General features: G+C 42.1%; 7 protein-coding genes and 2 pseudogenes. 1 reads left to right on the forward strand and 8 read right to left on the reverse strand.

The features are described 5' to 3' along the window. Positions 1-425: 425 nt before the first annotated feature. The 8 genes and pseudogenes from IM456_RS08115 to IM456_RS23515 all read right to left on the reverse strand — a co-directional run. Positions 426-722 carry a type II toxin-antitoxin system HicB family antitoxin gene (locus IM456_RS08115; protein ID WP_287692067.1) on the reverse strand — a complete coding sequence of 99 codons (297 nt, stop codon included), beginning with the start codon at positions 720-722 and terminating at the stop codon, positions 426-428. An 11-nt stretch (positions 723-733) separates the two neighbouring features. Then, positions 734-922, reverse strand: a complete 189-nt coding sequence (locus IM456_RS08120; RefSeq protein WP_002768607.1) for a type II toxin-antitoxin system HicA family toxin — start codon at positions 920-922, stop codon at positions 734-736. 17 nt (positions 923-939) lie between these two features. Further along, complete coding sequence (locus IM456_RS08125) at positions 940-3849, reverse strand: serine protease (protein ID WP_287692069.1); 2910 nt, start codon at positions 3847-3849, stop codon at positions 940-942. Positions 3850-4080: 231 nt separating this feature from the next. Continuing rightward, positions 4081-6543 carry a CHASE2 domain-containing protein gene (locus IM456_RS08130; protein ID WP_287692071.1) on the reverse strand — a complete coding sequence of 821 codons (2463 nt, stop codon included), beginning with the start codon at positions 6541-6543 and terminating at the stop codon, positions 4081-4083. A 15-nt stretch (positions 6544-6558) separates the two neighbouring features. After that, entirely contained in the window at positions 6559-7686 is a 1128-nt protein-coding gene (locus tag IM456_RS08135; protein WP_287692073.1) for a DUF1822 family protein, read from the reverse strand. A gap of 2 nt (positions 7687-7688) precedes the next feature. Next, positions 7689-8936, reverse strand: a complete 1248-nt coding sequence (locus IM456_RS08140; RefSeq protein ID WP_287692075.1) for an RNA polymerase subunit sigma-70 — start codon at positions 8934-8936, stop codon at positions 7689-7691. A 713-nt stretch (positions 8937-9649) separates the two neighbouring features. Further along, a pseudogene (locus IM456_RS08145) lies at positions 9650-10569 on the reverse strand (IS1634 family transposase); the annotation flags it as partial. 110 nt (positions 10570-10679) lie between these two features. After that, a pseudogene (locus IM456_RS23515) lies at positions 10680-10907 on the reverse strand (IS1634 family transposase N-terminal domain-related protein); the annotation flags it as partial. 274 nt (positions 10908-11181) lie between these two features. Between IM456_RS23515 and menB the strand changes: the two are divergent. Beyond that, positions 11182-12015, forward strand: coding sequence for a 1,4-dihydroxy-2-naphthoyl-CoA synthase (gene menB, locus IM456_RS08150; protein WP_149985431.1), 834 nt, complete (start codon positions 11182-11184; stop codon positions 12013-12015). Positions 12016-12179 lie beyond the last annotated feature (164 nt).

The following is a 12179-nucleotide window of genomic DNA, read 5'->3' on the forward strand; positions in this document are numbered from 1 at the left end:
CTACCGTAGGTTGGGTTGACGTAAGGAAACCCAACAATACACCCAAGGAAACCCAACAAAAAGATTCAGACAGATTTAGGTGTTGGGTGTTGGGTTTCGCTTTCCCTGAGAATTGAGAGGTTTTCCTTAACATATTTATTCGCTCAACCCAACCTACAGTTTTGTAGGTTGGGTTGAGGCACGAAACCCAACAATACACCCAAGGAAACTACCGTAGGTTGGGTTGACGTAAGGAAACCCAACAATACACCCAAGGAAACTAAAGTAGGTTGGGTTGACGTAAGGAAACCCAACAATACACCCAAGGAAACCCAACAAAAAGATTCAGACGGATTTAGGTGTTGGCTGTTGGGTTTCGCTTTCCCTGAGAATTGAGAGGTTTTCTTGAACATATTTATTCCCTCAAACCAAGCTAGGGACTGCACCTAGTTTTTTACACACAATTCCTGATGGTTTAAAATAGATTCTGATACCTCAATGAGCAGAAAAGCGATCGCATCTTGATGATCCGCGTCGGTTAAAATGGTTTCGAGGGTGCTAGGGGTGGGAATTTCGTCCCCATCTGCCAACATAAAGGAAATATGACCTTTTAAGGCTTCAGTTGCCATTTTTTTCGCTTCTTCGATGGTTTCTCCTGCACTAATACAACCCGGAAAGTCATAAAATTGTACCCCATAATCACTATGGTTATCTTTATGAACGGTGGCTAAATAAGTAATCATTGATTTCTCCTTTATCGTAATTTAATACCGGCTTGTTTTTCGATACTGATTAGGGTTTTAAGGGGAATATCCTTTTTAGGGTGAGGAACAGTCACTTTCCCTTTTTTATGGGGATGTTTAAAATGATGATGACTTCCTGTTGTACCTACTTGATACCATCCCTCATCCTTCAGTTTTTTGATAATTTCTCGACTTTCCATAATTGATGATTTCTATTTCACCCCCCTAATTGTTGTAAAAGTTGCATCACCTTTTCATAAGCAGCCATATTATTCTGTTGGCGGAATAATATAGCTGCTTGTTGTAGATCAATTTTTGCTTTTTCGGTTTGTCCTAATATGGCATATAAAAGACCACGACCTAAGTAAGCTTGAGCCAAATTAGGATTAATGTCAATAGCATTGGTGTAGTCAGCTAAAGCTAATTCATATTTTTTTTGATGATAGTAAATAATCCCCCGATTGACGTAAGCTTGAGCCAAATTAGGATTAATTTCAATAGCTTTGCTGAAGTCAGAGAGGGCTAATTCGTATTTTTGTAGGTCTCGGTAAAGATTCCCCCGATTGTTGTAAGCACTAGCATCATTAGGATTAATGTCAATGGCTTTGCTGTAGTCAGAGAGTGCTAAATCGTATTTCCGCAAGTTATAGTAAAGAAGCCCCCGATTGTAGTAAGCCTCAGCATAATTAGGATTAATTTTAATAGCTTTGTCGTAGTCAGAGAGGGCTAAATCGTATTTCCGCAAGTCAGAGTAAAGATTCCCCCGACTGACGTAAGCATCAGCATCATTAGGATTAATTCTAATAGCTTGGTTGTAGTCAGAGAGGGCTAAATCGTATTTCCGCAAGTCAGAGTAAAGATTCCCCCGACTGACGTAAGCATAAGCATCATTAGGATTAATTTCAATAGCTTTGCTGTAGTCAGAGAGGGCTAAATCGTATTTCTGCTGGTTATAGTAAAGAAGCCCCCGATTGTTGTAAGCCAAAGCAAAATTAGGATTAATTTCAATAGCTTTGTTCCAGTCAGAGAGGGCTAATTCGTATTTTTGTTGGTTATCGTAAATAATCCCCCGATTGCTATACCAAGCAGCACGGGGAGCGAGATTAATTGCCTGAGTAATTGCGGCTAATCCTTCATCATAGCGTTTTAATTCACTTAATACTGCGTATTTCTCATTATAGGAATTGGGGTTATTGGGAAACAGAGAAATCGCCTGATTAATCACCGTTAAGGCTTGCTCATAATTTTCTAAATAGCGATAAGCAGCACTTTGCCGTTGTAAAATACTACTGTGAAAGTTCTTTAAATCTTCCCCTTTAGGTAAGGTATTAATCGCTTGTTGCAAAGCTTCTATAGCTGGTTGATCTTTATCTAAAGCACCTAACGCTAATCCCTTCCCATACCAAGCTAAATAGACATTATCGGGGTCATTTTGCTTAATCGCTTCATCAAAGGCTTTAATTGCTTCCTCAAACCTTCCTAACCGCCATAATTGTCCCCCCCTTTGTATCCAAATATCCGCCTTCGCATTGGTATTAGGAACAATAATACCAGCAATCGCTTGAATAATTTCTTGTTGTTGTTGCGGACTAACTTGGGGTTGAGCAGTGGTTAATAATTGCGGTTTTACCTTCAATCTTTCTTGCAATCCGATAAAAGTGCTAATGGGAATCCCTAAACTAAACCCTAACTGAATTTCCGTTACCCCTGCTGTTTCCGAACTTCCATGAATCCCTATTACTCTCCCCTGGGAGTCTAAGACTGCACCGCCACTCATGCCCCCAAATGTGATGCTGGTATAAACTAATTCATACCCTCCGGTTAAAGAAGCAACACTTTGTAATGTTCCCCCTTGTTGAGTGCTTAAAGGACTTTGGCGGGTTGCTAGTAATCCCCCTTCTTTATCGTTAATTCTACCGCCACTAAACAACCATTTCGAGGGATTGTCGCCAATTTTGGGGAAGCCTGCGGCAAAAACAAAATCATAGGTATTTGGGTTATAATTCGCTATTTCCGCAACGGGATAATTGTCCAGGCTTTCAAACTGAAAGACTGCTAAATCTACCCCTTCCTGCCGGATGATGGTGCTTTTCTCGATGTTTCGAGTTTTGCCGTCGCTGGTGACGACGGTGTAGGTGAAATTGACACAGGTTTTCTCCTCGGCGATTTTTTCGCAGAGGACGTGAGCGGCGGTTAAAACTGTGTAAATATTCCCTTTTTTAGCAATAATTACGCCACTTCCATTGGCTTTACTGCTACTATCGATCCGCACGGTGAAACCCTTGGCTTTTGTTTCTAATTCGGCGATATAGTCAGTAGGGGCGGTGGTTTCTATATCGGGGTTCACCTGCGGTAGAGGTAGGTTATAGGCGCTGAGGATTTCGGGACGGATGTAGGTTAATAGGGTATTGATGGAAATGCCCCAGTTAACCGCTCTCATCTGTTGGATTTCTGCGTCTGTGTTTGTACCGTCTTCGTAGATGTAGTTAGAGAGAATCGGATGGGCCGATCGCCCGTTAATGCCGATTAACTCCCCATCAACAAAAATGCCGCCGCCACTCATTCCCTGCACGATCTCGCCACTATAACCGACGCTGTAGCCATCCCGGAGGGGTCGATCGCTCACCTGTTCGAGGGTTCCCTTTGTCGTCCGATACTGTCCCGTTTCGGCAACATATCCCGCGGCCACCACTTCTAAACCGATCCTGTTTTGATTGATGGTAAACTCCGCGATGGTGGCGATCGCATAATTCCTGGTATCGCTAAACTCCAGCAGAGCGAGATCTTGATTCTCCGATAGGGAATTGGGGACAATGCGGGCCGCACGGCTGTGGCCGTCGTAAGTTTGTACCTGTAGGGTTTTCGTGTTGCGGGTAACGTGGGCGTTGGTTAGGATAAGGTAATTATCGCCTTTTTTAGCGATAATCGTCCCCGATCCCCGATTTGTCTCGCTAGTAATCTTAACGGTGACTCGTTGTAGGAATTGCTCCTCGGTAAGCTCCCGATCGCCCTGTGCCGTCAGAATGCGATCGTTAGAAATATTTCCGGCAGCCGGGGTGATAAGGGTTAACCCGGGTTGAGGCAGTAGGGAGAAAAGAAGGATGAGGGCGATCGAAGGTTTGATCATGGCTGTTACCTAGGGTTTGCTGAATAAATGTGAAATGTAGGCAAGGTAAGAGTTTTGTCGTTTTTCTCGTGAAACAGGTGCAAGATTTTGAGAGAATCGTGCTTCAAAACCTTGCGTCTTCATCGGCCCGGATCCTGTAGGGGCGAAGCATTCGGGCAATAACCTATCGGTGAAACCGGAGATTTTCTATCCGAATGCTTCGCCCGTACTTTTTCAGCAAGCCTTACCTTGCTATTTTAAGTAGTAAGAACGAAGAAAAAAGAAGATACCGGAGGTGGTAAGAAGTGCGATCGCTGGGGGGATAATCGGAACCCAGAGACCGAAATAACTAAAGAGAAGCCAACCGATACCAGTAAGGGAAATCACAGCGATCGCCACTGTCAAAAGTACCGTTTTTACCCGAAGAAAACGCCACGTTAACAATCCCCCCACCAGGGACCAACCCAGCACCCAGAAAGCCTCCTGTAGGGGATTCCAAAAAGCGATCGAGGTACGTTTTCCTGTCATTGTATCGAGAATTTGACTGACTGCGTGCGCGTGCAAATAAACCCCCGGAATTGCTTCCGATGGGTTGCGACTAAAGGGGGTTAAAAAATCATCGATCCCGGGTTCTGTTACTCCAATCAGGACAATTTTTCCCCGGACCGATTCGGAATTAAAACGCGGATCTAAAACCTGTCGGAGAGATTTTTTCGGGGCAATTTTGATGATTGCATCGATGCCATTATCGGCGATTCGACGGTAAGCGAGCATAACTTGACGGCCGGATCGGGTATCGGATTGACTGGTTCTGTAGGGGCCGCGGTTGGATTGTAGCCAGTCACCGAGATGAGTATCCCCGATATTAATTTCTAGAATTCCCCGCTCCAGTTTATTGCAGTCAAAATCTTGATTCTGGGATTCTAGATATCGTTTGGCAATTAGGAGACTAAAACTAGGAGCATAATCTTTAAAATTACAGGACATTGAGTCAACTTTGGCCAAAGAATCCGGGGGAAGACAGGGAGAGGTGCGATCGAGTTTTGCCTGATATAAAAAACGACGAATTCGGGGAACTCCGGCAATGGTTTCGTCTGGGACTATGTTACTAAAACCACTCTGATTTTTTGGCAGTTCCGGGGGTGGGGGAAATCCGTCTGGTTGTGGGTAATTATTGAACTTACAAATCGAGATAAAATTAGGAGTATTTTGTAATTGTTTGGCTAGGGGTGGATAATCTTGACTGGCAGCGATGGGACGGAGGATATCTAAGGCGATAATTTGCGGTTCGTAGGGCAGTAATTTATTTAAAAGCTGCGATAATGCTTCTCCTGCGAGGGAACGTTTTCGATCGCTTCCGGGTATTGTTGGTCTTTTCATACCCATGCGATCTTGATAGGCCCAATCTTGGCGATCAATGGTAATAATTAATAATCTTTCATCGGGTTTATCTTTGGGTTTTAGTTGCATCAGACGATCATAAATATTTAATTCTAAGGGTTCTAAAATTCCTGTTTCTCTTATTGCCAAGACTGTCATCGTTACGGCTAAACCTAAACCGAAAGTTAGAGCAAATCGTCGCCAATTTTGTTGTTTTTGAGGGGAGTTACTGAAACTATGCCAAGTGGGGGGTTCTTCGGTGGGATTGGGGCAAACTACGGGCAGCCAACTGGCACAGGGATAGTCTTTTTCCCAGTCATCGTGGAGATTTTTTTGGGCTTCATGTACGGCACTATAGAGAGATTTATTATTGGTAAAAGCGGTTAAAAAGTATTGCAGAAATTTGGGAGAAACAGGATCGGGTAATTTCTCGCGCATAAAGATTAGATGGGGTAATGCCATCCCTTTTTCCCGGGATAGTTGTTGTGCCAAACCAATACCATCACAGGAGTTAAATATCGCTAACTTTAACCCGTTTTTAGTAGCTTCTCCCAGGGAAAAGCTAAAATCAGCTATCTTTAATTTATGAGTTTCTGTTAGTTGAATTTCGCAATCTTGGCCATCTTCTGTACTGGCACTATGACCGCTAAAAAAGAGGATATTCCAAGTTTCTTGACGCAATAACTGATTTAATTTTTGCGGGTGAGGGGCTTTTTCCCAGATAATTTCTGCTCCTGCTTTTCCCGCAATATCGTCTAAAGTTTTGCGATCTTCTTCGAGAAATCTTAAGTCGGTGGCATAGCCTAAAATGGCTAAAATCCGAATTTTTTCATGATTTCTTAATTGTCTGGTTAAGGTATCGTATTCTGAGACAATAATGGCTATATCTGCGCCAGTATTTTGGAGGATTTCCCATTTTTCCCATGGGAATCTTTGCAGCCAAATATTATCGGTTTGTAACCAGATACGAAAGTTATTGCCAGAGCGCAGAATTGCGGTTTTGATCGGTTCAAATTCTGGGCTATTATTCAACCATTTGTTTAAGTTATCCTCAAATAATTTGGCTTTTTCTTGGCAGTTTTTAAAAACTAAACTCTGCTGAGAACTATTGGTAATTTGTTGGGGATTGCTATCTTTTAAGACTTTAAAAAATCCCTCTAATTCACTATAGTGACGTTGCCATTGACGGTAAAAAGTTAATAACTCTAAATTAGCTGGTAGCCTTGCTTTGATCACAGTTTGGGGACGAGAATTAAGATCGGGACGAATTTCTAATTTTACTTTAAATCCCCGATCGAATGTGCCATCTAGTTCGAGAGTTAAGAGTTTAATCATTAAGTTTTTCCTCGCTTATACTTGTAAATATTCGGTGACTCTTGCCGATTCTAAGGCCACTTCAATGAAGAATTTATCCCCCAATTCAGCATCAAATCGATAACGAATAAATTCATCGTTATCTGTGGCAATTACTTCTCGAAAAACCTGACCAGTTTCGGTGAGAATACTTAATTTTAAATGGGGGGGTAAAGTGCTTGTTTCTCCCGTGGGGTAAACAGTCGCTTGCAGGCTAAATATTTCTTCAATTTTAGCGATAGTAATCATCAAAGCGAGGGAATTTCCCAGTAATTCTACTCCTAAATCTTTGATGCGTTTAATTTCTGTATTTTTGAATGCTGGAACCAGCGACAGTGAGCTAAAATCGAGGATACTTTGCCAATCAATGGGGAAATTATCAGTAAACCAATTGGTTAACTTGACGGGGGATTTTTGCCGACGGGTAATTAAAATTTTTCTCCAGTTACTATTGACGATAACTGCTGCCCATTCCTGAAAAGCAACGGCTTTTCTGGGAAAGATTAACTGAGGATTAGCTAAGATGTCTAGTAAGGTTGTCAATCTATCTAAAGATAGTTTTTCCTCCATCTTTTCCAGTTCAATCTTAACTGGTTGCAATTGACACTCTCCCCATAAATCCAAAGAATCTGATCCTGATTGCAGTTGATTTCTCGGTAGAGAGTAGTTAAGATTACGCTTAATATATTGTCCTTTTTCCTTAATATCTTTATGGGTAGTAGAACCCCAAATTCTCAGATGACTTTCGGCAGTGTTTACCTGTACCGCTAGATAATAATCACCAATTAATTGAGGAATATCTACCCATTCTTGAGGAATTTCGATCGCTTCTAGATCCAGAGTTTCGCTGGCAATAAATATTACTGACTTTTCGCCTAATTTAACGGTAAAACCATTAACTCCTAGTTGCCAGAAATCTTCTTGATTTTCTACTAAGCTAACCCCAGGCATCCCCGACTGTAGATAGTTAAAAATAACTTGTTGACAGAGATAATTAACATAAAATCTCTGACGAATACTGGCATCAGTAAAACTGGCACTTTTTGCCCAACTTATCTCTTGAATATCTGCGGGTATTTCTAGCCAAATGCTATCAGGAGTTAGTTCTAACCAATCATTAACCATAATTAATCCTCCTGAGTTGTTGCGCTGGTTTGATAGTAGTATTTTAGCCATGGTTCTATTGCCTTACTAATAACTTCTCTATCGTGGGACTGGAAAGAAATATGCAGGTTTTCGCTGGCCCAGGGTAAAAACTTTTTAGCGAGGTGACGATAAACTTTATCCAGTTCCCTAGAAACCTGATATTGTTTGATAACTACCGTGGTGATTTCTGTAATCTTAGCGGCAATTGCCACTTGTCCCAACCCCAACCCATAAGTCATCTCTAGAATTAACTGAATTTGCGGATGCAGTTTTGCCTGTTGCGGCTGCTGACAAATCTGTGAAATTTCTGCGCGTAACCAAGCTAGAATTTTTTGGTGGTTTTGTTGCGACTCGCGAAAATTTTCCGCCGCTTCCAATTGCTGCCAAGGGGTATCATGGAGAGTATCTTCGATCATTTCCTCCCTCGTGCTACTTTCCTCACCCCCTAAAGGTTGCTGTAGAGAAATTGTTTTTCCTTGGGGAAATAAATAATCAAAAATAGCTTGTCCCGCATCCTTTAACCATCGGGTAATTGTCGCAGAATTGATTTTGATGGTAGAGTGGCTATCCGAGTTATAAGCAGCGGCGATTTTTTGCCAGATTTCTGGACTAGGTTCCTGAATTTTACCATCGGTTTTAATTTTTGCCTGGGCATAAATTTCTTTATAGTAATCCCAAGCTAAAAGGTAATTTTCGAGAGTTTCCCCCACTAATCCCCTCGCCCGGAGAGCTTGGCTGAGACGCGCTCCGGTAGAATTAAGTAGTAGGCTCCAAGTATTATGGCCGAATGCTTGACTAATCAGACGGATGCGATCGATTAAGCGATATTTAATCCTCTGATTGGCAAAATTATCGAAGCGAGTGGAGAATAAAGGCTTAAAGTCAGCTAAGATAGCCTCAAAACCAAGAATTCCTTCGTTAAAGTAGTCTTCGATCTGATAATCTAGTTTAGCTTGATATTTTTGATAGATTTCGGCAGCAGCCCAGTAGCAAGGTTCCTGCAAATAAGCGTATAAATGCCCACGAAAAAGATGATTTTGGGAACCGTGATTCTGATACTGTTGCTGAAAGAATAGGGCCCAATACTCCTCTGAATCGACATTAGGATCGATTTGGCCATAGCTTTCCATGTTACGACGCAAACGCCGATCGCAATTCCATTCTGTCCTATTTTGCTGCAAAACTAAAAAGCAACAAAACTTCTCCAGCAAAGTCTCTCGTTTTTTCATCTAGCTACTCCCCGTGGAGGTCAACTAAACTCTCTATCGTTCCACTTCGAGATTTTATGCAGTATTATAGCAGTTATCTTAATGGTGAGGTACAAATTTTTCGTTTTGGAGAGTCGGTTGTCGGTCGTCAACAGCAAATTAGGTTATACTCGAGCTTTATGAGAAAGGCTGTAATATTTGTCGGCTCTTCGTTACTCTTTATGCTAAATTAACAAATAAAATGCCAGGACAACATACTTCTAACTAAAAAATTCCGAAAGTTTCTAAAACCATAAGTAGTCGGACATAAATTCTGTTGTCTATCTTAAGAAATGTAAATTGCCGCAATTCTTACTTACTCCTGACTTGAAAGTGGCAAGTGGCAAGTGGGGAGAATACACAAAAGCTGTCTCCTGTCTCCTGTCTCCTGTCTCCTGACTCCTTACCCCACAGTTAACTTTACTTTTGTCCAACTACTTAGGGACTTGCGTGGGAATAATATCCCAATCGATCGGAGGGCGCAAGCTTTGCGCCCCTACAGTAACGGATTTTGTCCACAATGTAGGGGCGAACTGCGTTCGCCCAAAAGGTACATTATCAAAGCGCAAGTCCCTTAGCATCTTCGTTTTATTAGTTTAAGTTTATTGTTGATTCCCTCGACCACTTGAAAAATGGCGTTTTGGGGTTGTTATGTTCTTAAATGTAAAGTTTTGTTACGAGATTCAACGTTTCTGGTATTTATTGACTTTAAACTGATTAATAACCTTGCCCACTCTCAAAGCTATCTTATCCTGACCTTTTAAAGCTCTTTTCTCCCTTTGAGTCGCCTGAACAATCAAATATAGTTCCTTCTCTGTTGCTTCTAATAATGCCTCTCTTTGTTGTTGATTTTTCTGGGCAATTAAGGGATTACGACAAGCAATTAATCTTTCGTCTGGATAATCTTCACTCTCAAATTCCACTAAGTTTACCTGATCAAATAATCCTAATTGAATCACTTCTACTTCAGCCAGTTTCTGGATTTGAGGCTTAGTTAAACCGGTAATATAGTCTAATCCTTCTAGCGGTTTTACTAATTCCTTGATTTTCGGTTTGTTTAAAATTCCTCTATCGCTTACCCAGACCACATTCTCAACCCCCCAACCTTTTCTGACTTTCTCAATTTGTCTGGCTAAAGTGGCACTGTCTGAGGTATTTCCTTCAAAGACTTCTACCGCTATCGGACAACCCTTAGCTGAAGATAGCAAACCAAAAACTATCTGAGTTTTCCCTTTCTTTTTATCTCGATTATAGCCATATTTGAGCAGTTCACAGCCATTTCCTTCTAGGTAGGTGTCAGTGACATCATACAAGACTAATGTTCCTGATTCTAATTGTTTAGTGGCTAGTTGCTTCTCAATTTTCTCTTGTTTTTCTAATAGCCAATCTAAGGCGTTATATAATTCGTCTTCATCGGCTTTTTCTAAGTCTAACAATTGCCCTAAACTCTGGCTGCCAGTCTCGCCATTAAATCCTCTCGCTGTGGCTAATTTCGATTTAGGATTGATGATTCTTGCCACAATCATCGCCACTACTAAGTTTCTGATTCGAGAGGATTTTTCACTGACTTGCTTTTATCTAAACCTAATTTTTTAATCGTCTCTAAAATAGCCATCATCCTAAATCCGGTTATTAAAAACTGATTATTTATTCTCCGTTTTGCATGAGTGCCTCTTGCATGAGTGCCTCTCCTGATATGTAGCCTATACTCAACGGATTTAGTATCACATGACCAGGAGGAAGACTTCTAATCACTTCAAAATGAGCGGGAATGCCTTCAGTTATGGACAGTGTTGCCCCTTTAAGAGCCAGTTTCAGATTGTCGATAATATCATCGGGTAATTTTGAGAGGTTGGCAAGGGTTCTTTTTTTGACTTAATCTCCTTCTCGGTAAGAATCAGGTCGAAGAACAGCGGGAGGAGAATTACGGTTAGGAACTTTTTCTATATACATGACTACTATTCTAGCAAATGGAGAGAATTCTTGTCTATTGTTAAGAAATGTTACAAATTACATGGGTACATTAAGAAAAGTTAATGGGTGTATCCATTGATGGATAAGGGTTTTCGGCTATTGTAGTAGATATGTATGGGGGAAGTTCAGGTAGATAGGGATTTAGGGAAATTTCAGCTAAATTCCCCACTACCCCAACCCCCAAACCCACCCCTGCTTCAAAGTGGGGGACAAAATGAGGTAAGGTAAAAAAGCTGTGCCTATAACCGAGACTATGACCGTTGAATGGCAATCCGTCAAAACCTACGAGGATATTCTTTACCATAAATGGGGGGGAATCGCCAAAATTACCATCAATCGCCCCCATAAGCGTAATGCCTTCCGTCCGAAGACAGTTTTTGAGCTTTACGACGCTTTCTGTGATGCTCGCGAGGATGCCCGCATTGGGGTAGTATTGCTCACGGGTGCAGGTCCCCACAGCGACGGCAAATATGCTTTTTGTTCTGGCGGCGATCAGACGGTGCGCGGTCAGGCGGGTTATATTGGCGATGATGGCGTACCCCGGCTCAATGTGCTGGATTTACAGAAATTAATTCGCTCCATCCCCAAGGTAGTTATCGCGCTGGTGGCAGGTTATGCGGTCGGGGGCGGTCATGTTTTGCACTTGGTTTGTGATTTAACCTTAGCAGCGGATAACGCCGTTTTTGGCCAGACCGGTCCGAAAGTGGGCAGTTTTGACGGCGGTTTTGGCTCTAGTTATCTGGCCCGGGTAGTCGGTCAGAAAAAAGCTCGCGAGATTTGGTTTCTCTGTCGGCAGTATAACGCCCAACAAGCTTTAGAAATGGGTTTGGTTAACCATGTCGTCCCGGTAGAGGAATTAGAGCAGGAAGGGGTTAAATGGTCCTTAGAAATTCTCGAAAAAAGTCCCTTGGCGATTCGCTGCCTAAAATCGGCTTTTAATGCTGATTGTGATGGTCAAGCGGGTTTACAGGAGTTAGCGGGTAATGCCACTTTACTCTACTATATGACCGCCGAAGGAGCCGAAGGTAAACAGGCTTTCCTCGAAAAACGTCCCCCCGATTTTAGTCAATATCCTTGGCTACCCTAATCAGTGATCAGTGAACATTAAACAGTAAGGGACTTGCGTGGGAATAATATCCCAATCGATCGGAGGGCGCAAGCTTTGCGCCCCTACAGTAACGGATTTTGTCCACAATGTAGGGGCGAACTGCGTTCGCCCAAAAGGTACATTATCAAAGCGCAAGTCCCTAA

The organism is Microcystis sp. M079S1, assembly GCF_020246425.1.
GTDB classification, from domain to species: Bacteria; Cyanobacteriota; Cyanobacteriia; order Cyanobacteriales; family Microcystaceae; genus Microcystis; species Microcystis aeruginosa.